Raw genomic sequence first — 25,500 nt, 5'->3', positions numbered from 1 at the left:
GGCCGTTTTCCCTTTTAACAAGATCATATCCTAACTCTTTAAAAATTAGGAAGGCATTTCTTATATTTTAAAAAAAAAGACAAATCTTTCCGTTCTTGTACCAGAGATTCGTTACTGAAAGAACAGCTTTTCGCAAAGCTTTCTGATTTTTTCCGCATTCCAAATTCTGGATTTTGGGAATTCTATAATTCTGCCTCTTTCGTTCTTTTTTACACTTTCATTTTGTTTCACTTCCCCGTTTTTTTGATTATGTCGTTTTACGGAACCAACCTCTATCTTCTCCATTAGTATTACTTTCGGAATCGAGAGTGGCGATCTTCAGAAGCCATCGACAAAAAAGAAAAACTTAGTTCTAAATTATTCTCCGATTATTTTTCCTCTCAACGAAGATTCTCGGTGTGAAAACGCATTTTTTAGAACCTACGATATGAAAACTCTTGCAACATCGCGTCCCTGAGAAGACTATACGAGATTGTGGGAATTTTACCCATTTATATAAATAAACCTGGAAAGAAGCTCTATGCCTGAGTTTGATTCGATTGATCTTATGAATTATGCAGTTTACGGGAACGAACAAGATCCCGAGTGGGCCGATATAAGAAATTATATCAAGTCCAGCGCTTCCGCTCAAAGAGAATTGGAAGAATTAAGACGTTCCGTTCCGCAGAACGCCAGAAAAAGAAGAGATCCCGTTCGTCCTCAAGATCTTGGTAGAGAAAGATCGTACGATTCGGATTCTTCTTCCGATTCGAGAAACGCAAATTCTCCGGAAGAAAAAAAGAAATGGTGGTCTATTTTTACGGGGGAGTAAAATAGCCGCCCTCATCGCAACGACTTGAGGGAGTAAATGATGGAAAAGGAAGCTCAAACATATCTCAGACTGAAACAGTTTGTGGCTCCTTTCTTGGGTTTTGCCGTTAACATCAACGCTTATGGAACGGAACACATCACCCAGGAAGGTAAGCTAATCCTTGTCAGCAATCATAGATCCGATATGGATCCGTTTATTCTTTCCTATACTTTCCCAAGATATATTTCCTGGATCGCGGCGGATTACACGTTTCGAATTCCAATTTTCAAAGACTTAGCCAAGTTAGCCGGAGGAATTCCGATGGCGATCGACGGAAAAATTTCCATGGCAAGCATCAAGATGGTGCAACAGGTTTTTAAGAGGGAAGGAGTTCTCGGAATTTTTCCCGAAGGCCACGATTACATGGTCAAAAACGATTTCGCCGCTCCGATGGTTAAATTTCACGAAGGGTTTGCCGCGTTTTCGATTCGAAACAAAGTCGATATTCTCCCTTCGGTGATCGTTCCGATCGAAGAAAGTTATTCCGATATTCCGATTCCTTCTTTGGTTCGTTCTTTTATGGGAATGCCTAAGGAAGTCTGCGACATCAAACGCAGATCGATTTATAAAAAAGTCCGCGTTCTTTACGGACCGAAGATCGATCACAGACCGTATTTAGAAGGAAAACTCGAAGACAACCTCAAGAAACTTTCGGACGAGGTTCGAGCGAGAATGGAGAATCTTCAAAAAACCGAAGTCGCCTGAAGAATATTCGTAGTTTAGAAAATTCTAAACTACGATTTTAGATTTATACCTCGATCTCTCCCGAAAAAATCTCCCGAGCCGGACCGGTCATCAGAACGTTTCCGGATTCCTGCCATTGAATTCTGAGAGTTCCTCCGCGCAGATCGATCTGAATGTCCTTTCCGGACCTTCCCGTCAGATTTCCCGCAACCATCACGGCACAAGCTCCTGTTCCGCAAGCAAGAGTTTCACCCGCTCCTCTTTCCCAGGTTCTTTGATAGAGATGATCTTTTCCACGAACGGTAACGAATTCAACGTTCACTCGTTTCGGAAAGATAGAATGATGTTCGATCAAAGGTCCGATTTCTCTTACGGGAAATTGATCGCTATCATCGACAAAAATCACGCAGTGCGGATTTCCCATGCTGACCGCGGTGAACTTTAAATTCTTACCCGCGACTTCGAGAACTTGATCGATGATCGTATCTTCGTTTTTCCAAATCACCGGAACTTTCGAAGGAATCAAAATCGGTTTTCCCATATCGACGCTTACGAGATCGACCTTATTGCCGGAACCGATCTTCAAATCCACTTCCAAAATGCCCGCGCCGGTTTCGATCTTCGGATTTTTAGAATTCGTTAAACCGTGATCGTAGATATATTTAGCGACACAACGGATTCCGTTCCCGCACATCTCGGAGGAACTTCCGTCCGAGTTGTACATATCCATCATAAAATCGCCTTGATTAGAATTGCGGATAAAGATAACGCCGTCGCTTCCGATTCCGAAATTACGATCGGATATTTTTTGAATCTGTTCCGGCGTTAGACGAATGTCCGTCTTGGTCGAATCGATATAAACGTAATCGTTACCGATTCCTTCCATTTTTGTAAATTTAAGCGCGGCCACGGGAACTCCTGATATGAATTGAATTCTATATTTTCTTAGACTGGTTTCGGGGAAATTCAAAAACGAGAAAAAGCCGCGTACTTTTTTCTGGCTTTTCCCGCTTCGCCCGGAGACATTGAAAATCCGGCGCTTTGCCTGGGGGCTTTTTTGAACCGAACCTGTTATCTTTGCTCAAGCACACAAAATTCCACAGTTTTTGTGGAGAATGGAATCGACATCGTCCGTTGCGCTTCTTGTGGTCACGTTTTTTCGACTTACGAACAAGAAGAACACTACGAAGGATATTGGGACGACGATTCTTCTTACGATCTCGGATGGTGGGACAACGCGCACCGGGAAATCTATCAGGACTTCATTCAAGAATTCTTAACCGCTCCTTCGGGAAAAATTTTAGACGTGGGTTGCGGGCTCGGCTTTTTTGTAAAACGAATCGGAGATCAAAAACCAGGCTGGGAAGCGATCGGTTACGAAATTTCCGAAAAAGCGGTGAAGTTTGCCAGGGACAAAAACGGATTGAAAAACGTTTTTCCCGGAATCGTTCAAAACTCAGGAATCGCAAAAGAATCTTTGGACATCATCACTCTTTGGGACGTGATCGAACATATTCCGAAGCCGCATAGTTTATTAGAATATTTGCATTCTCTTTTAAAACCGGGGGGAATTCTTTTTTTACAAACTCCGAACTTCCCGATCCAACTTTTCAAGGCGAATTTGAAAGTCGCATTAAAAGGGATGAAACCCGACGGTCATTATCTCGAAGCTAAGGATCATATCAACGACTACACCGAAAAAACGATGAAGCTGCTCGCGAAACAAACCGGCTTTAAGGATTGTAAGTTTACGATTCTCAAACCGATCGCATCAGTTTCCGGAAGCGGGGGTGGAGGACTCGGTTCTCTATTTAAAAAAGTTTATTATTATGCGACAAAATTTCTTTGGTTATTCACATTCAAAAACTTGAATTTGAATAACACGTTATTCGCCGTTTTAAAGAAATAGTTTCAAAGCGGTTCTAAGATCGTCCGTTTCCAGGTAAGAATTTTCTTTCCTAACAGATTGGATTTCCAGAACGATTTTCTTTTCTTCCGCCGCCTTGGGCTTTTTGGAAAAGACGGAAGTTACGTGAACCGCGGGGATTCCGTAGCGAAGAAAACCTTCCACGTCGTCCTTTAAGGAATCGCCGATCATCGACAAAACTTTTTCCCCGTTTACGAGTTTGTTCGCGGCGTTCAAAAATTCTTCGGAAGGTTTTTCCTTTCCGACTTCCTCAGAACTTAAGATCGCATACGGAAACGTTTTCGGAAAAAGAAGATTCAGTTTTATCAACTGTGTTCTCAAATTCTCGTTCGTACAAAAAAGAAGTTTCTGTTTTTCCGAAATCGTTTTCAGAATCGAAAAAACTTCCTTATATTCCGTTTCGTTTTTCTTTTTACGAAGTCGGATTCCTTCTTGGAAATATTTAAAGTAATCATTTTCCAGTTTTAAAATCCATTTCGGATTCAACGTGTTCCATTTCGCCAAACAGATTTTTTTGAAATAGATCAAACGAAGTCGATTCGATGGAGAATCCCGCAACTCGGACTTCGCTTCTTTTCTTGCGGCTTCGTAGAATTGCGAAAATTCTTTACCGGATGAAAATCCGTATTCTTTCGCATTTTTAAAAAGCCGTTCGATCGTTGTTTCATAAATTACGATAGAATCCAAGAAAGTGTTGTCGAAGTCCAAAAAAAGAGCCATTCCTTGCAAAAGAATCTTTCCGATCGCAAACGCAATTCTTTTACTCCATTTTTCCTTGCATGATTTTGAATTCCCTTAAATCTTCCCAACAAGCATGAACGAAAACCAAGAATCAATTTCTCGCAGATCCTTTCTTGCAATCATGGGACTTTGTTTCTCCGCGCTTGCCGGCGGAATTTGGTTTTTAAAATTTAGGCAAAAAATTTCCGGAAAAATTCTCGGACCCAATCACGAGCTCGGTCATAGAATTCGAAAAAACTTAGAATCCGATCCGGGCGCAAACGTTCAACTTCCCGTTTCCGAAAAGGTAAACACATTGATTCTCGGCGCCGGAGTTTCCGGATTGAGCGCGGGTTATTATCTTCATAAATCGGGTTTTGAAGAATTCGAAATCATAGAACTCGAAAACGATTCCGGCGGCAATTCGAGATCGGGCAAAAATTCGATCGGTTCTTATCCTTTAGGCGCGCACTACTTGCCTCAGCCCGGAGAAGAAGCGATTCTCGTTCGTAAGTTTCTGGAAGAGAATCGAATCATCGTAGGAAAGGATCGAAACGGAAAACCGATCTACAACGAAAAGTATCTTTGTTTCGATCCCGAGGAGAGGATTTTTTATCAAGGACGTTGGAACGAAGGTTTATACCCGACCGGAACTCCGGAATCTCCTTCCGCAAACGAAGAGGAAAACTTTAAAAAATTAATCCGAAGTTGGAGATCCAAAATCGGAAGAGACGGCAGAAAAGCTTTCTCGATTCCGATCGATCTCTCTTCGAAAGATTCCGAAATATTAAAACTTGATAAAATTACTTTTTTTGAATATATCAAAGAACAGGGATTTCAAACCAAGGAACTATTCTGGTTTTTGGATTATTCCGTCCGGGACGATTTCGGCGGATCGATGGATACGATCTCCGCTTGGATCGGATTGCATTATTTTTGTTCCCGTCCCGTAGATGAAAACGGAGAAGACCTCACTCTTCTTACTTGGCCGGAAGGAAACGGTTTTTTAATCGAAAAGTTGAGAGCGCCGATTCGATCGAAAATCAGAACCGAAACACTCGTTGAAAAAGTAAAACGATCCGATTCGAAACACGCGCGGTTCGAAGTGAAAATCTATGACGCAAAACTCAAAGAACAAAAAATCATTCTTTGCGATTCCATCGTTTACGCGCTGCCGTCCTTTACGCGAAAATACGTTCTCGATGAAAAGTCAGAAATCATAAACGGATTGGTTTATTCTCCGTGGATAACGGCGATCCTTTCCGTGGATAAGGTTCCCGCCGGAAAAGGAATGCCTCCGTGTTGGGATAACGTGATTTATCAAAGTCCTTCGCTCGGTTATATCGTTTCCACACATCAGGACTTGCGCGCGAGCAGGGAAGAATCCGTTCTCACCTATTACCGAGCCTTCGGGGAAAAAGATACGGTGAACGTTCGCAAAAGGATGATGCGAACTTCTTGGTCCGATTGGAAAGAATCGATTTTATCCGATCTGAAAAAAGCGCATCCGGATATCGAAAAAAGGGTACAATCCTTGGATGTGATGACTTATGCGCACGCGATGATTCGTCCCGTTCCCAATTTGATCTGGGGAGGACAAAGAGAAAAACTTTCTCTTTCGCTTCCCAATCTTCACTTTGCACATTCCGATCTCAGCGGAATTTCGATCTTTGAAGAAGCGTTGGTGCGCGGTCACAACGCGGCCAACAAAATTCTCGGAGAACAAAAAATATGAAATCGGAAGGATGGATCTTTAAACCTTCCTTGGATCTGACGTTTATCATTCTTCCCGGAATCTTATCCGTAGGATCGCTTTTTATATTCAAAGAATGGAATATTCTACCCTCCGAAATCAATCCTTGGACTTGGTTCTGCACGGTTTTGTTAATCGACGTCGCGCACGTTTATTCAACCCTATTCCGTTCTTATTTTAACGCGGAAGAATGGAGGGAGAAAAAAACTCTTTTGATTACGACGCCCATCGTTTGTTTTTTATCTTCCGTCTTTTTGTATTCGTTCGGATCGATTTGGTTTTGGAGAGTGATGAGTTACATTGCCGTCTTTCACTTTATCCGGCAACAGTTCGGCTTCTTAGCTCTGTATCGAAAAAAAACGACCGCGCCGCAGATTCCGTTTACGATCGATAAGATCACGATCTATCTGATGGGTGGAATTCCGATTTTATATTGGCACCTAACGGATCAAAAACGGGAATTCTCCTGGTTTATGGACGGAGATTTTTTGACGTATCCCGTTCCGACATTGGCGAACGGTTTGCTCTGGTTTCAAAAGATATGGCTTTGTCTTTATATTCTCGCTCACTTATATTATTACGCGAAATACCGCTCTTTGCCTTTAGGAAAAATTCTGCTCGTAATCAACACTTGGATCGTTTGGTATTTCGGAATCGTCTTCTTCAACTCCGATTTTTCGTTTACGGTCACGAACGTAATCAACCACGGAGTTCCTTATATCTTTTTACTTTTTTATTACACGATTCAAAACGTTTCGGAAATCAAAATGGAAACGTTTCGATCTGGCTCTTGGCCGAAGATACTTGTGTTCTTTTTAGGCATTTTATTCGTATTCGCTTTCGTTGAAGAATGGATTTGGGACAGTTTTATCTGGAAAGACCATTCTTCCCTGTTTATGAATTCCAGTTTTTATTCTTTCGAACTTCCCGAATTCGTTTCGGCGCTTTTGGTTTCTCTGCTGTTTCTTCCTCAGTTCACTCATTACATTTTGGATGCGTATCTCTGGAAGATCGGAAAACCCAATCCAAGGCTCTTTGCCTTTTTTAAAATTCCTGAAAGAACCTAAAAAACGCGCTAATTTGAATTTCTATCACATTCGAAAACGGTTTTCGTTTTTAAATAGACAATCCAGGTTTTCCTTCCATAATGACGAAAAAGTTAAACAGGAATTGATCCATGATTATCGTTGAAGGAATCGACTATTTCTTAATACCTGCGGAGAACCCGGAAGCCTCTGCGAAGTTTTATTCTGATATATTCGATTTTGAATCCGTGGACGAAAAATCAGGCGAGTATGTCGTAATGGGACTCGACTCGATCAACATCAAACTTCAGAAAATTTCCGGTTTCAAAAACTCTTTAGGGGAAAGCAAAATTCCCGTTCTTAGTTTCGTTCTCGATGTGGACGATTTTACCGAAGCGATCGCGGAATTGGAAGAAAACAAAATCTCCATCGTTCGCGGACCCGAGACAAACAGCGGCGGAGAGTTCTTACATTTCTTAGATCCCGCAGGAAACGTTTTAGAGATCAGCTACAAAGACTGATTCCACTCGAAAAACCTCCGTACACAAAAAAGCCTCTCTTTGAGAGGCTTTTTTATTCTCTAAAGTTCCGAACCGTTTTCTCCCGATTCAGCCAACCTTATCGATGAACGTACCCTTAACCTTGTAGAAATCCCCATTTTGACCGGCTTCAACCGCAAAGGCTTTTCTGTCTGAAACGTTAGCCTGTTTATTTTCATAAGGCTCGACGCGAACCATCCCTTCTTCTTTAGGGATTTTTCTTGTATCCTTGACTCCTTTTTCCGGAAGCCCTAGCTGAACGGAGGAAACTACCTTCATGATACAACTCCTAATCGAACTCTAACAGATTTGGAAAAAAATCCAAACATTTTTTGGGGAGAATTTTCCTTATCGACCGCCATTCTATAACCTTGGCCCTAAAATAAAATCGACTCTCATTGAAAGCCGATCTTACAACTTCCCTTGGCCGTGGTGATAAAATACTGAACCGCGTAGTTATCGGTAAAGTTGATCGTAGGATTGTAAACCGGAGCCGCTACGGTTCCTTGGTTTGCCGCGACACATTTCGTGGAGAAATACGTAACGGCGATCAGGTTATCACATTCAAAAGTTAGAATGGTACCTCCGGTCTCCCTCAGATTGGAACGAAACGCCTTCGTGGAATAATCCTCCGTAAATTTAACCGTTTGCGAATCCGGGTAATTGATCGCGGTTTCATCGCCGTAGATATTGTTGTAAGCCTTATAACAATCTACGTAAAACCTTCTCGCGGAACAGTTGTAGCCGTCGGTTCCGTAAACCGTATCGCAAAATCCGTCCGCCTTGGACACGGTCAAAAAACCCGCGTTTGCCCCGGCCGGTACCGTGGTAATGATTTCGGTCGTAGTCACCGAAAAAACCGTCGCAACGAGATCGTTGAATTTTACGACGGTATCCGTTGTGTTCGGAGTAAAATTTCTTCCCTTGATCGTAATCTGGGTTCCGGTATAAGAGACTCCGTTTGTTTGCGGGGGAGAACCGGCGGGAGGATCGATCGATGTCACTACGGGACTGCCCAAACCGAGTCCCGTAAATAAATCGTTATTCGAACTGCTTTCCTTACACTGAAAGAAAATGGATAAAAGTAAGAATGTCAAAAAAATTGGATTCGATTTATGTAGCATAACCTTACTTGGCTTGAAAAATTTACAACGGGCATCTAGTTTATCGGAACAAAAAGGTTTCGGCAAGAATTATTCTGCCTGAAAAATGGTGCATTGAAATGAACGAATCCTCCACAGTCCTTTATTCCACCGAACAGCAAATCGCGGTTTTACTTTTAAACAGACCCGAAAAAAGAAACGCAATCAGTAAAGAACTTCTTTCCACGCTTCACGAATCGATCGTAAAGGCGAAAAAAGAAACCTCCGTTCGCGCTTTGGTTCTCGGAGGAATCGGACCTTCTTTTTGCGCAGGCGCGGATCTCAAAGAAAGAACGACCATGTCTCCGACGGAAGTGAAACGCTTTTTGGACGATCTCAAAAACTGTTTTTTGGAACTGGAGAATTTTCCATATCCAACCGTGGCTGCTTTGGACGGAGACGCGTTCGGAGGCGGATTGGAACTCGCGCTTTGTTGCGATTTTATTCTCCTTAAAAACGACGTAAGAATCGGACTTACGGAAACACGCTTGGGAATTATTCCCGGTGGAGGAGGAACACAAAGGCTTCCTCGAAGAATCGGAGTTCCGAAAGCGAAAGAAATGATTTTTACTGGAAAGACCATCGACGCAGAAACCGCATTGAGTTACGGACTCGCAAATTCCATCTGGCACGATTCTTCCTTACCCGCAGCGAAAATGTTGGCCGAAGAAATCGCGTCGCACTCGGCGCCTATCGCTCTTCAGCTTGCAAAGAAAGCAATCGCGGAAGGTTATGGTCAGGATATACTCACGGCTCTCAAAACTGAGAGTAAATACTATAACGAAACCTTAAAAACGGAAGATCGGTTGGAAGCTTTGAAAGCGTTTCAAGAAAAACGAAAGCCGATTTTTAAAGGAAGATAAATGATTCTTACAGGAAAAGAAATTCAAAAACGAATCGATAAAGACATCGTAATCACTCCCTATTCTGAAAAACAACTCAACCCGAATTCTTACAACTTAAGATTACACGAAGAACTTTTGGTTTATACCGAACTTCCTCTGGATATGAAAAAACCGAACCCCGCGGAGAAGTTGATTATACCGGAAAGCGGACTTCTTCTAAAACCCGGAGTTTTGTATTTAGGGAGAACCTTGGAGTTCACCGAAACGCATAACTTGGTTCCGATGCTCGAAGGAAGATCTTCGATCGGAAGATTGGGAATGCTCGTTCACGTAACTGCGGGATTCGGCGACGTCGGGTTTAAAGGATTCTGGACTTTGGAAATTTCCGTGATTCAACCTCTGATCGTATATCCGGGCGTCGAAGTTTGTCAGATTTTTTATCACACGCTCGAAGGACAAATAACGGAATATACATCCGGAAAATACCAGGCGAATCAGGGAATCCAACCTTCGATGTTATATAAAGATTTCGAGAAGTAGAATCTTTTTCTTTTTTGTTGACTTTCTTCGTATTCTTTCGAGAATTTTGACCGCAAAACACTTTTTGGAGAATGGAATGAAGAAGTTTAGAATGATCGCAATTTTTCTTGCGTTCGCATTTATTTCTGCACCGGCATTTGCAGGTGAAGATGATGCAATTCTTGGAAAATGGTGGAACAAAGAAAAAGACGCACAGGTCGACGTGCACAAATGCGGTACAAAGATTTGCGGAAAAATCATCTGGTTAAAAGAGCCTGTTTATCCTGCGGGAAGCACGGAAGGAACTCCGGGGACTCAAAAAGTAGACGTAAATAATAAAGATGAAAGTCTTCGTACTCGTCCGATTATGGGATTGGTATTCCTTACCAATTTCTCTTACGAAGGCGAACAAATTTGGACCGGTGGAAGAGTTTACGATCCGAAAGGCGGTAAAACGTACGACGGAAGACTTACTTTAAGAAATGCCGATACTCTCGATCTGAAAGGCGGATACAAAGTCGGCTTTATGATGATCGGAAAAGAATCCACTTGGACTCGAGTAAAATAATCTAAAGCATTTCGATTTCCATCAATAGGATGATAAAAGATCCATTGTTGCAAAATTAAAAACAGAAAATCTCTCCGTCGGTTTCGATCGGAGAGATTTTTTTTGTTTAAACCTGATTCTCCAATTTCTTAAGAATCTTCTTCGCGTTTTCGTTCTGCGGATCCAAATCCAAGGCTTTGATCGCGAACTCTTTCGCTCTTTCGTATTCGTGCTGAAGTCTGTATAAATCCGAAAGGTTCACAAGGTTGTTCGCGTTTTCCGGTTGTTTTACGATCGCTTTTTCGGAGGCGGAAATCGCTTCCGGAAATCTTCCGAGTTTTTTATTCGCAACGGAAAGATAATACCAATACTCGCTGAGTTCCGGATCAACTTCGAGATACTTTCCTAAAATTTCTACGGCCTTCACATAATCCTTATCCTTAAAACTCAAAAGACCGAGTAACTTAATCACCTTGGAATCTTCCGGCGTTTTAGAATAAAGATCCGCGAGTTCGTCGATCGCTTCCTTTACGTTCCCGTCCTTATACAACTGTCTCGCATGAGAATAGGATACGCTCCAATCCTGCGCTTCTTCGTTGAAGGAAAAAACGCCGGACTTGTCCACGTCAAAGGAACTTGGAACCGCATTCGTTTGTTCGACTCCGTATTCGATTCTTAAAAGAGAAAGATCGTCCGTAATCTCTCCGTTCTTATAGATCAAATGTTCGATTTGTTCTATGTTTCCTTGGCCGGCTTCCACCGTTTTTAAGAATAAGGTTTCGTCCTCGTTGATCGATCTTGTATCTTTTTCGGGCGTCAAATCCAGATCGTCCTTACCGTCCGAACCGATGATGAGCACGTCGCCTTCCCGCATCATGGTCGTAAAAACCTGAAACGGATATTCGGACTCCAATCCGATTTTACGAAGCGTTAAGGAAGAATCCAAAAATGTCGCTCTTCCGTCCCGATACAACACCGTAAACGGATGTTCCGCGTTGAAGTAAAAGGCTTTACCCGATTCTTCTTCGATCAAAAAACAAGAAGCGGAGATCACCATACTCCCGTTAAACGATTTGAAAACCGCGTTTATTTCTTCGTATGTTTCGGTAAGCCATTGTTCCGGAGAAATATCCAAGATTCGATTGTCGGCGGCGGAACGCGCGAGAATCGAATTGATCACGACGCCCATCACAAGAGAACCGCCCGCGCCTTGCATGGACTTGCCCATCGCGTCGCCGTTCATCGCAAAAACGTAACGTTTGAAATCGGAGGGAGTTCCCAAACGAAGATTTCCGGTAACGCAGATATCGCCGCCGAGATCGGCCTTCTTCCCCTTAAACTCGAACTGCTTCTTTTGTCTGAGTAAGAATTGAGTGGAAATCCGATTCGACTTACTTGCGTTGTAGTTCAACGGTTTGGCCAAAAGAGAAGTTAGAAAATAATCCCCGTCCTGTTGAATTTTAAGACGCTGAAACTCTTCGATCTTTTCGGACAATTCTTCCGTTCTCAACTTGACCTTTGTAGCGAGGTGTTCCGCATAATCCTGAAGTTCTTTTCTCGCGTCTCGGATCGAGGAAACCATGTTGTTGAACGAATCGGCCAAGAATCCGATTTCATCTTTGACCCGGATCGGAACCTGCACGTCCAAGCTCCCGTCGTTCACCTTTTCCACACCGCTTAACAAATCGTTCAAAGGAGAAACGAGACTTCCTCTAAAGAACAAAGGAAATAAAAGAATGATAACCACGATCACGACGCCGAGTACGATGATTTGTTTCAGCGCCGTAGGGTGCATAAACTCGCGATACGCTCTGTAAGAGAAACCCACTTCGCTTACGTTATCCCTCTCGCGATCGTATTTGATAAATCCGATGTAGTGAAGACTGTGATCGCCCACGTCTTTTTTACGATAGTATCTCGTTAAAGAAGGAACAAAGGGGCGGAAATAATTCAGAACTTCTTCCTTTAACTGCGCGGGTGTTACGGTTTTGCCGTCCCACTTGCAGAAATTCCAACGATATTCTAAAGAGATCCGAAACATCTTCACTTCTTTGGCTCCGTCCAAATAACTTTTTCCCTTTGCGCAAAAATCCTCGGCAAAAATATTATCGAGTTTGTTAGAAGCGACGAATACATAAAGACCCAGTCTGGACAATTCCTTGTTCAGCGCCGCTTTAAGAGCCTTACCTTCTAGATCCGGATTTTCTTTTAGAAAGTTTACGATGGAATATCGATAACCTCCGAAATTCTCATGCGAGGCTTCCACAAGTTTTACAAGGGATTCTCTAAAACCTTCTTCCTGAAGATTGAATATTTCCTCGTATAAAAGCGTGTTCTTAAAATCGATTTCTAGCTGTTCTTGATTGGGATGAATCTTAGAATCGTATCTTTCCTGATCGAAAGTGTTCTTGGATTTATTCCACTTGATTACATAGGATATTCCATCCTCTACGCTCCCGCCCTCCAAAGCTCTTTCCATGTGAATTTGACTGAGCGTGTCGTACTCGGATTCTTTGTCTTGGTTGGAGATGTACACCAACGCTTGCATGATGATCAAAACCGTAACGAAAGTGATTCCTACGATCTTAAGCATGAAGGAAGTTTTTTCGACCGAGAAATTCAAATATAAGATCAGAATGATAAAGAACGCGGCCATAAACAAAAGAACGATCGAAGTCAGATAAATCGATCTTTCGATATAACCGTCTCGGCTCAAAAGATTGGCGACCACGGGAACGGTTCCGCCGATCAAAAAGGACATCATAAATCCGAAAATGATCCAGCGTGTTTTGCCGTGAAGGTGCACGATTCTCCAGATAGGAATCGCGACAAAGTTGATGAACACGTAACTGAAAATTATGATCGCAATCGTTCTACTTACGTTCTCCGCGTTGAAGTCCCAATGATGCGCGGTGAAGTGATATTTAACGGAAGCGTTCCAAGTGGAAAAACAAAAGTAACCCACGGCGAGCACGGCCACGATCCAAAGAACGATCGTAGTAATCCGATTGAATCGCGGAAAATCGTTTTCGGGATATCGCGCTACGAATTGTCCGATATGAAGAATCGCGGGAAGAATCAATCCGGCAGTGATCCAGCGATGATAAGCCGCAAAAGGATGATACAGAACCGCCGCAAATACATAACCGAATTGGAATATCCCCAACAGGAAGGCGCCTAATGCGAGATGTTTCGTGCTCGATACTTTTTTATCGATAAAAAGAAAAACACCGGAAATGAGCATGGAAGTTAAAAAAGATAACAAACTTCCGAACGAATAATAATTGAGAAGTATATTGTCCCAGATCGATCCTGTTTCGCCCATAGTCTTACAAACCTTACTTTTAAAAATCTTTCAGCAATTCGTGAAGAATCGCATTTCTATTTTTTTCCGAACAAACGTTACTCTATTGGTGGGAATCTTCTTTTCAATGATAAAAAAGGAATTGTGTCGATTTAACGAATCGCTCTCGGGTTTCCGCCCGCAGTGGAGCCCTCGGAAATAAATTTATGTAGAACAAGCGTTCGCTTTTAATTTCATTGAGCGAAGGTTTTGAGAATCGATTCTTTTTGAAAGGTCTTCCAGGTATAAACTTCATAAGGTCCCGGCGTCACCCAACCTCGTAATAAACTGGACCAATTCTTATCTCGAATCGATTTCAACGTTAGAATCACTTGGCTCGTCGTTTTGGGAGAGTTTTCAAACACTAATTTTTTGACAAAGTCCCTGTATCCGTTCGGACCCAATTCCTTATAAAGAATGTATTGGATCTTCAAAGCCTTATTGTAAAAGGTCGGCGTCGCCGAAGGATATTTTTCCCGAAAGTCCGGATCCAAGGGAAAATCTTTACCGCCTTGAAGACCTTCTTCCGTACTCCATTCTTCCGCTATGGAAACGAGTTCTTCTTTTGTGAGTTGGATTTTCTTCTCTTTATAAAGAACCAAAGGTAAGAATGAAACCAATCCTTCGCTCAGCCAAGGTAGGTCCGAAAAATAAAAATGACCGAGCTCGTGAAACAAGAGCGCAGGATATCCCGCAGGAGAAAGGTCCGGTTCCATAAAAATTCCCCGAGCGGGCCCGAGATCGCCCGAGATGTTATTGTAACCGCCGACTCGAGTTCCGTTTAAAAGAATCTGGTCTTGAACGACCAAAAGGACCTTATACTTTTCGGACGCCCTTTGTCCTTCGAAAACGGACGCGCTCGCTTCGTGAAAAGAAATTCCCGAATAGGATTCGAGCGCTCTAAACAAATCCGCCGTCTTTCGATACGCGAATTCGTTCCATTCTTTGTCCTGTGAAGAATTACGGATTTCTAATACGAGTTCGCCCCGATTCAAAGGAATCCTTCGAACCCAAGCGCTCTTATCAGAATAAAGGCCGACGGTTAATAAAAAAAGAAATCCGACTAAAAACTTACGCACGATCTCTTTCGATGAGTTTTAAAAGTCTTTCCCCGTTCTGATTACCTGGATCGAGATGCATGAGTTTACGAGCTACTTCTTCAGCTAAATCGAATTGATCGGTCAAACGATAGATATCCGAAAGATTGACGAGGTTCGATAAATTCTCGGGTTGAATGTCTCTCAGTTTCAAACTCGCTTGAAGAGCTTGTTCGTATTTACCGACTTTTTTATTCGCGATGGAAAGATAGAACCAGTATTCGTGCAGCCCCGGATCGGTTTTGAGATAGTTGTTCAAAACTTCGATCGCTGTCGTATAATCTTTTCCTTTAAAACTCAAAAGTCCTAAAAGTTTATTGATCTTTTGATTTGCGGTGTCGTGCGTATAACCCGTCTTAAGAAGTTCGAGGGCCTGATCGACCTTGCCGGTTTTATAGAGTTGTTTCGCGTCCTCGTAGATCACGTCCGGATTTAATGCGACTTCGATTCTATCTCCGCCGGTAAACATCTCGTCGAGTTCGTCTTTTTTCTTTTCCGTTTGGAATTCGATCTTAAGTAAGGAAAGGTCGTCCGTCAATTCTCCGTATTTACGGATTTCGGATTCGATGTCTTCGAGAACACCTTTTCCTTTTTCGACGTTTCTTAAGAATAGATTCTCATCCTCGTTGATGGTTCTCACGGTTTCTTCCGGAGTTAAGTCGATATCGTCGCGGCCGTCCGATCCGAGAATCAAAACGTCGCCTTTTTTGAGTTCGAAAGTCTTAACTTGAAAATCGAATTCCGAATCCAAACCGAGTTTTCTGAGTTGAAGACCTTCTTCCAAAAAGCTGGCTTTTCCGTCGCGATACAAAACGCTGAAAGGATGTTCCGCGTTGAAGTAAAAACATTTTCCGGTTTCTTCTTCGATCAAAAAGATCACGGCGGAAATCACCATACTTCCGTTAAACGATTTAAAAACCGAATGAATCTCCTGATAAACTTCGCTCAACCATTCGGCGGGAGTTTTTTCCAAAATTCGATTGTTCGCCGCGGAACGAGCCATGATGGAATTCATCACGACCCCCATCACCAACGCGCCACCGGCGCCCTGCATGGATTTTCCCATCGCGTCGCCGTTCATCGCCATCGTATAACGTTTATAACTATCGGGAGTTCCTAAACGAAGATTTCCGGTAACGCAGATATCGCCGCCGAGATCCGAATGTTTTCCGCGGAACTCGAATTGTTTTTTCTGCTTTAGAGTAAATTCAGTATGAACCAACTTCGATTTGTTGGCGTTGTAAAAAAGAGGCTTTGCCAGAAGAGAAGTGAGGAAGTAATCCCCGTCCTGCTGAACTTTCAGCCTTTGGACTTCTTCCATTTTTTCCTGAACCTCTTGGGTTCTTTCTTTTACCTTTTCTTCCAAATTCTCCGCGTAATCTTGAAGTTCTCTTCGAGCTTGTTTGATTGAAGAAACCATCGAGTTGAACGAATCCGCCAAAAATCCGATCTCGTCCCGTACTTTTACGGGAACTTGAACGTCCAGATCCCCTTTGTTTACCTTTTCCACCCCGGATAAGAGATTGTTCAAAGGATCGACGAGACTGCTTTTGAAGAATAATGGAAATAAGACGAGAACGACGAAGATCACCGCGAAAAGAATGATCGTTTGTTTCACCGAAGTCGGGTGCATAAACTCGCGGTATTTTTTATAGGAGAATCCAAGCTCGACGACCTGCTTCTTCGCAGGAATGTATTTCATAAAAGCGACGTGATGCCCGAGTCCGTCCATACTTCTACGGTAGTGGCGTGTTTCCGCCGGTTTAAAGTAACTGAAGTATTTCAAAAACTCGGCTTTGAGTTCCTTTCCGGAAACGCTTTTTCCTTTCCAAGAACATCCGTCCAGATTCTTGAGAATCCCGTTCTTAAAAGATTCCAAATCCTTGTTCTTTTCAAGATAGGATTTACCTTCTTCGCAAAAGGAATCGGGGCTGATCCCTTGAAGTTTGTTCGTATTAACGAAAGCGTCCTTATTTAGCTTTTCTGCATGTTTCAAAAGAGCTTTCTTCAACTCTTTGGAGTTTAGGGAAGAATTCTCCTTAACGAACTTATAGATCGCGTCCTTGTAACCGGCAAAGTATTCCGGAGATCCGTCGAGAATGAGTTTCAGATTTTCACGGAAGTTATCTTCTTTGAGAGCCGCGATTTCCTCGTAGATCAAAGTGTTCTGCAAATCCACTTTTACGAGCGTAAGATCCAAGCCGTATTTCGAATCGTAATCTGTGGTGATCAATTCTCCAGTTTTTTCGTCGTAACGAAGCGTGTATTGAACTTCGTTATTCTTTTGACCGCTTTCCAAAACGCGTTCGCTGTTTACGAGGTGTAAACTATCGTATTCGGATTCCTTATCCTGATTCGAAATGAATACGAGCGCCTGCATGATCAAACAGATCGTAAACAAAGTGATACCGACGATCTTAACCATGAAGGTCGTTCTTTCGGTACTGTTGTTGATGAAGGCGATCACCACGACCGAAAACGCCGCGATAAAGAAGATGACGTTCGAGGTCATGTATGTGGATCTCTCCATATAACCGTCTCGACTCAACACGTTGGAAATGTTCGGATAAAAAGCCGCGATCATAAACCCGATGGAAAAAAGAAAGATCGCAAATCTCTTTTTCTCCTTATCGGTGATGATTCTCCAAGCGGGCACCACGATAAACGCAATGATACAGTAAAACGCGATGATGAACGCGAGATATTTACTCGCGATCAACGCGTTGAAGTCCCAGTGATGCGCCGTGAAGTGATAAATCTTTTCCGAAATAAAAGTGAGATAGATAAAAAAACAAGCTACGATAAGCCCGAGAACGTGCTCGAAGATCATCACCCAAAAACCGATCTTCTTATTTACGTTGCCCGGATAACGGATAAAAAATTGGGTAAAATGAGTAACCGCCGGAAGAATCAAACATCCGGTCATCCATCTGTGATAAGCCGCGATGGGATGATAGTAAAATGCGGCCATAAAATATCCGATTTCAAAAAGACCGAATACTAAAAAAGCGATTCCGAGATGATAGGTGGCGACCGTCTTTCGTTTTAGGCTGATAAAGAAAGCGGCGAGGAAGAAGGCAGTAATCGTTACTAAAAGACTTCCAAAGGAATAATAGTTGAACAGAATCAAATCTGATCTCAGAAAATCTAATCCCATAATCTCCAGGTCCGTCTTTCTAATTCTTTATTTTGTTCGAAAAAAGCACGGCATCATCAAAAAATCTCGAAAACGGTTTCAATAATTCATACCAAAACTAAAAAGCAATAGAAAAAATAAGGAATCAAAAGAGTTTTCCATTATGCCGGTCTTTGAGAAACTAAATTCCCTCAGCGCGAAGATTTTAAACCATTTAAAAGAGAAACTCTGGTTAAAAATCTTAATCGGAATGAATGCCGGAATTTTTGCCGGAATTTTACTCGGTTCCGATCTGTCTTTAGTGGAGCGCAATGTCGCTCAACTGATTACTTCCTGGCTTGTTATACCCGGACTTATCTTCATCGCCCTTTTACAGATGATTATGGTGCCTCTGATCTTCTCTTCTATTATTCTCGGAATTTGCTCCGCAGAAAACTTAGAGAATGTCAAAAAACTCGGAATTAGAACCTTAATTTATTTTGTTTTAACGACCTTCATTGCAGTCGCGATCGGAATCGCTTGGGCGCTTTGGTTGGAGCCCGGAAAGTCCACGATTCAAATTAAGAATGCTTTGAATTCCAAAATCCCCGCTCCGACTTCGATTCCGACCTTGGATAAATATCCGGAATTGTTTATGTCATTCTTCCCAAAGAATCCGTTTCTTTCCATCACTCAAGGGGAGATGTTAAACGTGATCGTGTTTTCCATTCTGATCGGAATCGCGATTCTTTCCGTGTCAAAAGATCTTTCCAAACCGATTTTGGAACTCTTGAATTCCGTTTTTCAAATCAGTATGAAAATCGTAAACTGGGCGATGGCTCTGACCCCGTTTGCGGTCTTCGGTTTAATGGCAAAGGCGATATCTTCGATTGGAGCGGAACTTCTTCTTACTTTGGGAGTTTATATGAGCACCGTTTTGCTCGGATTGATTTCGGTGCTCGTTCTGTATTCGATCATTCTTATTTTTTTAGCGAGAAGGAATCCGATCGACTTCTTCAAGAAAATCGCCGGTTTACAACTCCTCGCTTTTTCCACTTCGAGTTCGGCGGCGGTGATGCCCGTTTCGATCAAAACGGCTACGGAAAATCTAAAGGTTAAAAAGAATATCGCGGAATTTATCATCCCCGTCGGCGCGACCGTGAACATGGATGGAACCGCTCTTTACCAAGCCGTTGCCACGATTTTTTTAGCGCAGTATTACGGAATCGATTTGGCTCCGACTCAGTTGATCTTTCTTCTTTTTGCAACGGTCGGCGCTTCGATCGGAACGCCGAGTACTCCTGGAATCGGAATCGTGATTTTGGCGACGATCCTCGCCGGACTCGGAATTCCAACCGAGGGAATCGGAATTATCTTAGGCGTAGATCGTTTTCTGGATATGTGTAGAACCACGATCAACGTGACCGGAGATATAACCGCGTCCTGCGTAATGGACAGGATGAGTTGATTGAGATCCCGATTTTATAGACTTACTTTTTACAACATTCTCGCGAACATCACGGTTCCTCTGACGGGCTTGGCCGACACGGCTATATTAGGAAATCTTGATACACCCATTTTTATGGCCGGAGCCGCGTTATCCGGAATTCTGTTCGATTTTATCTTTTGGATGTTCGGCTTTTTAAGAATGGGAACGACCGGATTGACCGCTCAGGCTTCCGGGGAAAAAGACGAAAAAGAATCCCTTATGATTTTGGCCCGATCCTTGGGATTGGCTTTTTTTTTCGGAACGTTGATTCTTCTTTTTTCTCCTTGGATTCGAGAATTCGGATTTCAAATCCTTCAAGGCGATTCGAACGTCAAAGCGGCGGGACTTTCTTATTTTGACGCGAGAATTCCAGGTTCCATCGCGGTTCTTTGCAATTACGTTTTTACCGGTTGGTTTTTAGGACGGGAAAGAAGTTCCTATGTTTTGATTGCGACCATCGCAGGAAACGGAATCAACGTTGCGCTCGATATTTGGTTCATTCTCGATTTGGGTTGGGACGCGTACGGAGCCGGTTTGGCAACGAGCATCAGTCAATTCGGGATGTTAGCGGTTTTCGTTTTTTTATTCTTCAGAGAATGGAAATTGATACCGGATTTAAAGTTATCATTCCTTCGCGATAAACATCTATTTTCGCTCGGCGGATTTTCTTCTCTCCTTCATTTGAATCGGGATATTTTTCTAAGAACCTTGTTTTTGATTCTTACGTTTAGCTTGTTTCGAAATTTCAGTTCGGAAGCCGGTACGGAAATCTTAGCGGCCAATTCGATTCTTCTTCAGCTGATTCTTGTAAGCGCGTATTTGGTCGACGGAGCGGCTTTTGCCACGGAAAGTTTGGCCGGAAACATTTACGGAGAAAGGAATTGGAAACTTTTGAAAGAACTTCTTTCACTCGCGGTTTCGGTGAGTTTGATTTTCACTTCGGTATTTCTCGCGTTCACGTATTTATTTCCGAGTCTTACGTTCGGAATGATCACCAAAAGCGAGACCGTTTTGTTTTTGTTAAACGAATATAAGATTTGGCTGTTTCCCGTTTTGGAAATCGGAGCCGTTGCGTTTATTCTGGACGGATTTTTTATCGGACTTACAAAAGGGAGAATTCTCCGCAACTCGATGTTAGTCAGCACATCGCTTTTCTTTTTTCCGATGGCCTATCTCGGAAAAATACAAAAGGACAATCATCTCCTTTGGCTTTCGTTGGCTCTTCTTATGTTCGGAAGAACCTTGACCTTATCGATTCAAGCGAGAAAATTCTTTCTTAATTCTCCGTTACAAACGCCGATCGAACCGCAAGCGAAGACGAACCCGTAAATTTTATCAACGGCTTGTTACGCCTTCTTCCAAAACGACTTGAATTTCGGCGGGAATATTCTTCCATTCTTCGGAGTTTCTACTCTTATAAAAAACCGGAGATTGAATTTCGTCCCAATTTTCAGCGCGGAAAAGATCGATGCTTTCTTCTCCTTTTTTAAAAACGCGGGAAGATTCATCCGATGCGGGTTTTACGTTCTGAACGGGAGCCCATCCGAAACCGGGAACATAAACGTCCATCGTATCCTTAAACGAAACCGAATTCGGTCCGCTGATCGTCGCCGTGTATTGCGAACGAACGGGAACTCCCGAATCCAACAGACTTTTTTTCAAAGCGGGCATACTGTTTCGGAACAATCGCGCATCGAATATCTTATCCACATAATAGGAATTTTTTTGAACTCCCAAAGGCGGTCCTTTGAGAAAAGGTTTGAGATCGTCTCCGATGCTTTCCTTCTTTTCCAAAAAGTCGTCGGTCACGTAGTAACGGATGTTTTGAGTTCGAGCTTCAAAAGAATATTCTAATGTTTGTTTTCCCTTCACGTCGTCGACGCCGAGAACCTTAACGAACGCTCTTCCGTTTCCGATAAAGTCCTGTTTAAATCCTGCGTCGGTCATTTTTAAATTTCGAATTCTTTGATGTTCCGTAGTCGGAGGTTGAAAGACGCCGAGCGAACCGCCTGCGACGGAAAGTTCGTTTAAGGAAAACGTGATTCGAACTTTCATGATATGTGTGGTTTCTCCGGAAGCGATAAAACGATCCGTTTCGACGAAGGAAACCTTTCGAACTTCTTTTCCGGTTCGATCGACGACGAAGATTCTACTTCCTAAAAAAACCATTCCACGAATTTCCTTCGAAGGTGTTTTAATCGATCCCGTAATCGATCCGTTGTTCGGATTGTAGCGATAAATATTTCCGTCGGAAGAATCGGAAACCCAAATCGAATCCCGTGCGAAAACCAAATCCCTCGGTTGTGCGCGGTCGGTCAAAAATCCTCCGATCAATTTGCCTGTAGCCTTATCGAGAATGGAAATTTTCCCGTTCTCTTGATCGAGAATATACAACAAAGAATCCTGACTTGCGATTCCTCCGATTTTCTCGATCGGCACGGGAATTCTTTCGGTGACCCCGCCGGTGTTCGGTTCCACCTTTAAAATAAGTTTTCTCGCACCGACAAAAATTCTTCCCTCGCGCGGATCGAAATTGATTCCGGTTAGAAAAGGAATGTTCAATGAAAACGATTCTTGTCTTCCGCTCGGATCGACTCGATACAAGGATCGATGTGTGGAATCGATGTACCAAAAATTCGTTCCGTCGTATGTAAAACCGTACGCGTTTTCGGTGAGTTTGATTTCCTGATCTTGAGAAAAAATCGGGGTCGAAAAAACGAAAACGAACGCAACTAAATACCTGAAAAAACTGACTTGAGTGAAATCCATAGCTCCTCTGCAAGACCGGGTCTGTGTATATCAGTTCCGATTTGGATGGGAGAAGGTACGAAGATAAATAGCAGCGCGAATAAAATCAAAAGGCCGCCGATTTTTCGAACTCGATCCAAGGGAACCACCGGGTCAGGGACAAAAGGGTGTTCTACTTTTATGATGAAATAAATTAGGAAACCCCACAGTAACCAGGAAAAATTCCAAAGACATAAAAGTAAAAAGCCTATAAAAAGATAATAAATCCAATTTCTATATTTTTCACCAAAAATGGAATAAATTACGTGACCTCCGTCAAGTTGCCCGAACGGAAGAAGATTGATCGCGGTTACAAGAAGACCGACCCAACCCGCTTGCGCCAAAGGATGAATCCATACATCCTGAACGCGGGGATCAAAAGGTCCCAAGATCCATTGATTGACCGTGATCGTAAAAATGGATTCTCCGAAAGAAATGACTCCCGGATTTCCTTGAACGCTTTCCATCGGAACCAAAGAAGACCAATAGATTCCTAAAACATAACAAGGAACGGAAAGAATCAAACTCATCAACGGACCCCAGATCCCGATGTCGAAGAGTTGTTTTTTATTTCGGATCGGCTCGAGAATTTTTATCACCGCACCCATAGTTCCGATCGGAGCGAACGGAATCGGAATAAAATAAGGCCAAGTCGCCTTAACGCCGTAATATCGGGCCGCTAAAAAATGTCCCATCTCGTGAGCCAAAAGAATTACGATCAAGGAAAGGGAATAAGGCAGTCTAAGAAAAAATAGTTCTTTTAAATACTGCATCGACAAGAAGGGAATTTCTAAGAATTCGCTCTGAAACGTGAGAGTCAAAAAGGTAAGGATAAACAAGATTATATGTGTTGAAAATCTGGACTGTTTCAATCGCTATTCTATTCTTATCGGAAAGAATCCTCTTTACATCGTATCGTGAATTTTTAGCCTTTTACTTACACAGTTTGACGAAGACCGGAGAATAAAATTTGTTCGAGAACATTAAATTCATCAAGAAGTATGATCCCGCCGCAAAGTCCTATTTGGAAATCATACTTTGTTATCCGGGTCTACACGCGCTCTGGTTTCATAAATTGGCCCATTTTCTCTATCGGATGAAACTTCCCTTAATCCCGAGGATGATCAATACTTTTTCCAGATTCGTCACTGGAATCGACATTCACCCGGGAGCGCAGATCGCAAACGGGATCATGATCGATCACGGTCACGGAGTCGTGATCGGTGAAACGGCAACCGTTGCAAAAGGATGTTTGATTTATCAGGGAGTTACGCTCGGCGGAACCGGAAAAGAATCGGGGAAACGTCATCCGTCTTTGCTGGAGAATGTGGTCGTCGGCGCCGGCGCTAAAATTTTGGGAAACATCACAATCGGAAAGAACGTCCGAGTCGGCGCAGGTTCCGTCGTAATGAGAGACGTTCCCCACGATACGACCGTGGTCGGAATTCCGGCAAAAGTCGTCCGTTCCAAAATGCCGATCGGAGAAGAAGGCGAACACATGCTGGATCACAACGAAATTCCGGATCCGGTCGCGAAGGTTTTTTCACTTCTCCTCGAAAGAATCGATTCTCTCCAAAAGGAAGTGGATTCAATGAACAAGGACGGATTTCACAAAAACGTTTCGAGAAAGGAAAAAGACAATCTGGAAGAAATTCTGGACGAGTTTATCCACGGCGGCGGAATCTAAAATAAGAAATCGTAAGGGTTCCATCATTCGAGTTCCGAGTTAGGAAATTTCTTTCTGAACCGGAATCGTCCTTTTTTTCCGAATTGATTTTTCAAATTGAGAATATCTCATCAACGGGATGAAAAAGAGAATTCTCGCCTTTCTCATCGCATCGGTTTTCAGTTTCGGATTTTGGAACTGTAATATTCTTGTTTCCAACGAACAAGTTTGCGCCAAGGACATCGAAGAATTCGATAAATGTTTCCCGATTCTTCTCTTAGCGATTCCCGGATGTGTGGACACGAGTTTGAATACCTGCGGTTTTGCGGTCGTGGAAGTCGCCAAGGAAATTTGCAGGGGAAGAATGAAACAGGATAGTTGCAGAGCGCACCGCTAAAAACAAAAGCCCCGTTTCCGGGGCTTTGCTACGAGGGAACTTTCTCTCTAATTCAATCGATTACTTTTTTGGAATAAAGCAGTCAATCCCGTCCGTTTTCAATTTTGATTTCAAAGACTCGGCTCCAGTTCTGCTGCCGAAATCTCCCAACTGAATTACGAACAAACCGTCTCTGGTAAACACGAAAGTTTTTTCTCCGTATTCTTGACCGATGCTGGATTTATACGCTTCCGCTCTTGTTTGATCGCGGAATACTCCGACTTGAACCGTATAACCTTTGGGAGCGCCTTTGATATACTTTCCACCGGCAACGGGTTTGTTCGGATAATCGGATTTTTGCGGAGTCAGTTTTTCAGGCTTTCCGTTTTCGTCTCCGAGAAGCGCGTCTTCATCGTCGTTGTTTTCGAGATCTTCGGATTCTTCTCCGGCGGCCCCGCCGCGTTTAACGACTTTGATTCCTACTTTAGCGATACCGCTGTCTTTGAATTCCAGCGTATCGGCGGCTTTTTCGGAAAGATCTATGATTCTATCCTTTACGAAAGGTCCTCGATCGTTTACGCGAACCAAAACTTCTTTTTGATTTTCAAGATTCTGAACTCGAATGATGGAACCCAAAGGAAGAGTCGGGTGCGCCGCGGTTAATTTCGTTTTATCGAACTTCTCGCCGCTTGCGGTCGGTTTTCCGTGAAACTTCGCTCCGTACCAGGAAGACATTCCGATTTCGTCGAAATCTCCGTTGGAGCTGTTCGTTTTTTCCGGCGGTTGAGCCTTTGCGTATTTTTCAACGTTCAATTCTTCTTCGAACGATCTGCGTCCCGGTTTTTGGGAAGTGGTGTTCGATCCGGATTCTCGATCCATTGGAGCGATCTCTTTTTCAAAAAAGATCTCGGACGGATCTCCGGATGCGCTGATGCTTCGTTTCGATTCAACGGAAGCGCAAGACGTAAAAATAATCAGGGCAACTAAGATTGCTATTTGTTTCATGTTTCCCTCGGGTCCTAGTGATTCCTTTATCAAATCGGTAGAATCGAAAAAAATCATTACAACTTTTTCGA

The 25,500-nt window shown here is 42.9% G+C and carries 23 protein-coding genes; 13 read left to right on the top strand and 10 right to left on the bottom strand.

Features of this window, described 5'->3' with window-relative positions:
* Nucleotides 1-520: 520 nt before the first annotated feature.
* Nucleotides 521-811: a hypothetical protein gene (locus tag LEP1GSC052_RS16935; protein WP_010573072.1), complete on the top strand. Its 291-nt coding sequence runs from the start codon at nt 521-523 to the stop codon at nt 809-811.
* Between the two features lie 39 nt (nt 812-850).
* Entirely contained in the window at nt 851-1,555 is a 705-nt protein-coding gene (locus LEP1GSC052_RS16930) for a lysophospholipid acyltransferase family protein (protein WP_010573073.1), read from the top strand.
* 43 nt (nt 1,556-1,598) lie between these two features.
* Here LEP1GSC052_RS16930 and dapF read toward each other — a convergent pair whose 3' ends face one another.
* Complete coding sequence (gene dapF, locus LEP1GSC052_RS16925) at nt 1,599-2,444, bottom strand: diaminopimelate epimerase (RefSeq protein WP_040913661.1); 846 nt, start codon at nt 2,442-2,444, stop codon at nt 1,599-1,601.
* A 147-nt stretch (nt 2,445-2,591) separates the two neighbouring features.
* On the opposite strand from dapF, the gene LEP1GSC052_RS16920 reads away from it, so the two are divergent.
* A complete protein-coding gene (locus LEP1GSC052_RS16920) occupies nt 2,592-3,443 on the top strand; it encodes a class I SAM-dependent methyltransferase (protein WP_040913121.1) in 852 nt (283 codons plus the stop codon).
* Here the strand turns inward: LEP1GSC052_RS16920 and LEP1GSC052_RS16915 are convergent.
* Nucleotides 3,432-4,181, bottom strand: coding sequence for an HAD family hydrolase (locus tag LEP1GSC052_RS16915; protein WP_040913120.1), 750 nt, complete (start codon nt 4,179-4,181; stop codon nt 3,432-3,434). The two genes, LEP1GSC052_RS16920 and LEP1GSC052_RS16915, sit on opposite strands and share 12 nt — an antisense overlap.
* Before the next feature lie 94 nt (nt 4,182-4,275).
* Here LEP1GSC052_RS16915 and LEP1GSC052_RS16910 point away from each other — a divergent pair, with 94 nt between their 5' ends.
* The 3 genes from LEP1GSC052_RS16910 to LEP1GSC052_RS16900 all read left to right on the top strand — a co-directional run bounded on the left by LEP1GSC052_RS16910 (nt 4,276) and on the right by LEP1GSC052_RS16900 (nt 7,480).
* Nucleotides 4,276-5,916, top strand: a complete 1,641-nt coding sequence (locus LEP1GSC052_RS16910) for an FAD-dependent oxidoreductase (RefSeq protein ID WP_010573077.1) — start codon at nt 4,276-4,278, stop codon at nt 5,914-5,916.
* The gene (locus tag LEP1GSC052_RS16905; protein ID WP_010573078.1) at nt 5,913-7,001 is read left to right on the top strand and encodes a hypothetical protein; all 1,089 of its coding nucleotides are present in this window, start codon (nt 5,913-5,915) and stop codon (nt 6,999-7,001) included. The genes LEP1GSC052_RS16910 and LEP1GSC052_RS16905 overlap by 4 nt, the downstream gene beginning before the upstream one ends.
* Nucleotides 7,002-7,111: 110 nt before the next feature.
* Nucleotides 7,112-7,480: a VOC family protein gene (locus LEP1GSC052_RS16900; RefSeq protein ID WP_010573079.1), complete on the top strand. Its 369-nt coding sequence runs from the start codon at nt 7,112-7,114 to the stop codon at nt 7,478-7,480.
* Between the two features lie 87 nt (nt 7,481-7,567).
* Here the strand turns inward: LEP1GSC052_RS16900 and LEP1GSC052_RS16895 are convergent, their stop codons facing one another.
* Entirely contained in the window at nt 7,568-7,777 is a 210-nt protein-coding gene (locus LEP1GSC052_RS16895; protein ID WP_010573080.1) for a hypothetical protein, read from the bottom strand.
* A gap of 116 nt (nt 7,778-7,893) precedes the next feature.
* Nucleotides 7,894-8,622 (bottom strand): LIC10067 family putative lipoprotein, encoded by a 729-nt coding sequence (locus LEP1GSC052_RS16890; RefSeq protein ID WP_420812753.1) that lies wholly within the window; start codon nt 8,620-8,622, stop codon nt 7,894-7,896.
* A 98-nt stretch (nt 8,623-8,720) separates the two neighbouring features.
* Between LEP1GSC052_RS16890 and LEP1GSC052_RS16885 the strand changes: the two genes are divergently transcribed.
* The 3 genes from LEP1GSC052_RS16885 to LEP1GSC052_RS16875 all read left to right on the top strand — a co-directional run bounded on the left by LEP1GSC052_RS16885 (nt 8,721) and on the right by LEP1GSC052_RS16875 (nt 10,572).
* A complete protein-coding gene (locus tag LEP1GSC052_RS16885) occupies nt 8,721-9,503 on the top strand; it encodes an enoyl-CoA hydratase/isomerase family protein (protein WP_010573082.1) in 783 nt (260 codons plus the stop codon).
* Nucleotides 9,504-10,025, top strand: a complete 522-nt coding sequence (dcd, locus tag LEP1GSC052_RS16880) for a dCTP deaminase (RefSeq protein WP_010573083.1) — start codon at nt 9,504-9,506, stop codon at nt 10,023-10,025.
* 76 nt (nt 10,026-10,101) lie between these two features.
* Nucleotides 10,102-10,572, top strand: coding sequence for a DUF2147 domain-containing protein (locus LEP1GSC052_RS16875; RefSeq protein WP_010573084.1), 471 nt, complete (start codon nt 10,102-10,104; stop codon nt 10,570-10,572).
* 106 nt (nt 10,573-10,678) lie between these two features.
* Here LEP1GSC052_RS16875 and LEP1GSC052_RS16870 read toward each other — a convergent pair whose 3' ends face one another.
* The 3 genes from LEP1GSC052_RS16870 to LEP1GSC052_RS16860 all read right to left on the bottom strand — a co-directional run bounded on the left by LEP1GSC052_RS16870 (nt 10,679) and on the right by LEP1GSC052_RS16860 (nt 18,148).
* Complete coding sequence (locus LEP1GSC052_RS16870) at nt 10,679-13,876, bottom strand: SpoIIE family protein phosphatase (protein ID WP_010573085.1); 3,198 nt, start codon at nt 13,874-13,876, stop codon at nt 10,679-10,681.
* 212 nt (nt 13,877-14,088) lie between these two features.
* A complete protein-coding gene (locus LEP1GSC052_RS16865; RefSeq protein WP_010573086.1) occupies nt 14,089-14,973 on the bottom strand; it encodes a gluzincin family metallopeptidase in 885 nt (294 codons plus the stop codon).
* On the bottom strand, nt 14,966-18,148 hold the full coding sequence (locus LEP1GSC052_RS16860; RefSeq protein WP_010573087.1) for a SpoIIE family protein phosphatase: 3,183 nt from the start codon (nt 18,146-18,148) through the stop codon (nt 14,966-14,968). Before LEP1GSC052_RS16860 ends, LEP1GSC052_RS16865 begins: the two co-directional genes overlap by 8 nt.
* Before the next feature lie 142 nt (nt 18,149-18,290).
* On the opposite strand from LEP1GSC052_RS16860, the gene LEP1GSC052_RS16855 reads away from it, so the two are divergent.
* Together LEP1GSC052_RS16855 and LEP1GSC052_RS16850 are read left to right on the top strand one after the other, a co-directional pair.
* Nucleotides 18,291-19,574, top strand: a complete 1,284-nt coding sequence (locus LEP1GSC052_RS16855) for a dicarboxylate/amino acid:cation symporter (RefSeq protein ID WP_010573088.1) — start codon at nt 18,291-18,293, stop codon at nt 19,572-19,574.
* The gene (locus LEP1GSC052_RS16850; protein WP_020986810.1) at nt 19,575-20,924 is read left to right on the top strand and encodes an MATE family efflux transporter; all 1,350 of its coding nucleotides are present in this window, start codon (nt 19,575-19,577) and stop codon (nt 20,922-20,924) included.
* 6 nt (nt 20,925-20,930) lie between these two features.
* On the opposite strand, the gene LEP1GSC052_RS16845 is transcribed toward LEP1GSC052_RS16850, so the two are convergent.
* Nucleotides 20,931-22,364 (bottom strand): NHL repeat-containing protein, encoded by a 1,434-nt coding sequence (locus tag LEP1GSC052_RS16845; RefSeq protein WP_010573089.1) that lies wholly within the window; start codon nt 22,362-22,364, stop codon nt 20,931-20,933.
* Nucleotides 22,328-23,221, bottom strand: coding sequence for a site-2 protease family protein (locus LEP1GSC052_RS16840; RefSeq protein WP_040913117.1), 894 nt, complete (start codon nt 23,219-23,221; stop codon nt 22,328-22,330). The genes LEP1GSC052_RS16845 and LEP1GSC052_RS16840 overlap by 37 nt, the downstream gene beginning before the upstream one ends.
* A gap of 131 nt (nt 23,222-23,352) precedes the next feature.
* Here LEP1GSC052_RS16840 and cysE point away from each other — a divergent pair, with 131 nt between their 5' ends.
* Nucleotides 23,353-24,069, top strand: coding sequence for a serine O-acetyltransferase (cysE, locus tag LEP1GSC052_RS16835; protein ID WP_010573091.1), 717 nt, complete (start codon nt 23,353-23,355; stop codon nt 24,067-24,069).
* 118 nt (nt 24,070-24,187) lie between these two features.
* A complete protein-coding gene (locus tag LEP1GSC052_RS16830; protein WP_010573092.1) occupies nt 24,188-24,445 on the top strand; it encodes a hypothetical protein in 258 nt (85 codons plus the stop codon).
* Nucleotides 24,446-24,505: 60 nt separating this feature from the next.
* Here the strand turns inward: LEP1GSC052_RS16830 and mpl36 are convergent, their stop codons facing one another.
* Complete coding sequence (mpl36, locus tag LEP1GSC052_RS16825) at nt 24,506-25,429, bottom strand: RlpA family plasminogen-binding lipoprotein MPL36 (RefSeq protein WP_010573093.1); 924 nt, start codon at nt 25,427-25,429, stop codon at nt 24,506-24,508.
* Between the last annotated feature and the right edge of the window lie 71 nt (nt 25,430-25,500).

The sequence above is a fragment of the Leptospira kmetyi serovar Malaysia str. Bejo-Iso9 genome (genome assembly GCF_000243735.2).
Lineage (GTDB): Bacteria > Spirochaetota > Leptospiria > Leptospirales > Leptospiraceae > Leptospira > Leptospira kmetyi.
Note: the sequence above shows the minus strand (reverse complement) of the source record. Positions and strands in the feature narration are given on the sequence as shown.

Excerpts from the sequence above, each read along its gene's own strand:
- LEP1GSC052_RS16935 (WP_010573072.1), top strand. The coding sequence starts at position 521 with ATGCCTGAGTTTGATTCGATTGATCTTATGAATTATGCAGTTTACGGG.
- LEP1GSC052_RS16930 (WP_010573073.1), top strand. The coding sequence starts at position 851 with ATGGAAAAGGAAGCTCAAACATATCTCAGACTGAAACAGTTTGTGGCT.
- LEP1GSC052_RS16915 (WP_040913120.1), bottom strand. The coding sequence starts at position 4,181 with ATGGCTCTTTTTTTGGACTTCGACAACACTTTCTTGGATTCTATCGTA.
- LEP1GSC052_RS16910 (WP_010573077.1), top strand. The coding sequence starts at position 4,276 with ATGAACGAAAACCAAGAATCAATTTCTCGCAGATCCTTTCTTGCAATC.
- LEP1GSC052_RS16905 (WP_010573078.1), top strand. The coding sequence starts at position 5,913 with ATGAAATCGGAAGGATGGATCTTTAAACCTTCCTTGGATCTGACGTTT.
- LEP1GSC052_RS16900 (WP_010573079.1), top strand. The coding sequence starts at position 7,112 with ATGATTATCGTTGAAGGAATCGACTATTTCTTAATACCTGCGGAGAAC.
- LEP1GSC052_RS16895 (WP_010573080.1), bottom strand. The coding sequence starts at position 7,777 with ATGAAGGTAGTTTCCTCCGTTCAGCTAGGGCTTCCGGAAAAAGGAGTC.
- LEP1GSC052_RS16890 (WP_420812753.1), bottom strand. The coding sequence starts at position 8,622 with ATGCTACATAAATCGAATCCAATTTTTTTGACATTCTTACTTTTATCC.
- LEP1GSC052_RS16885 (WP_010573082.1), top strand. The coding sequence starts at position 8,721 with ATGAACGAATCCTCCACAGTCCTTTATTCCACCGAACAGCAAATCGCG.
- dcd (WP_010573083.1), top strand. The coding sequence starts at position 9,504 with ATGATTCTTACAGGAAAAGAAATTCAAAAACGAATCGATAAAGACATC.
- LEP1GSC052_RS16875 (WP_010573084.1), top strand. The coding sequence starts at position 10,102 with ATGAAGAAGTTTAGAATGATCGCAATTTTTCTTGCGTTCGCATTTATT.
- LEP1GSC052_RS16870 (WP_010573085.1), bottom strand. The coding sequence starts at position 13,876 with ATGGGCGAAACAGGATCGATCTGGGACAATATACTTCTCAATTATTAT.
- LEP1GSC052_RS16860 (WP_010573087.1), bottom strand. The coding sequence starts at position 18,148 with ATGGGATTAGATTTTCTGAGATCAGATTTGATTCTGTTCAACTATTAT.
- LEP1GSC052_RS16855 (WP_010573088.1), top strand. The coding sequence starts at position 18,291 with ATGCCGGTCTTTGAGAAACTAAATTCCCTCAGCGCGAAGATTTTAAAC.
- LEP1GSC052_RS16845 (WP_010573089.1), bottom strand. The coding sequence starts at position 22,364 with ATGGATTTCACTCAAGTCAGTTTTTTCAGGTATTTAGTTGCGTTCGTT.
- LEP1GSC052_RS16830 (WP_010573092.1), top strand. The coding sequence starts at position 24,188 with ATGAAAAAGAGAATTCTCGCCTTTCTCATCGCATCGGTTTTCAGTTTC.
- mpl36 (WP_010573093.1), bottom strand. The coding sequence starts at position 25,429 with ATGAAACAAATAGCAATCTTAGTTGCCCTGATTATTTTTACGTCTTGC.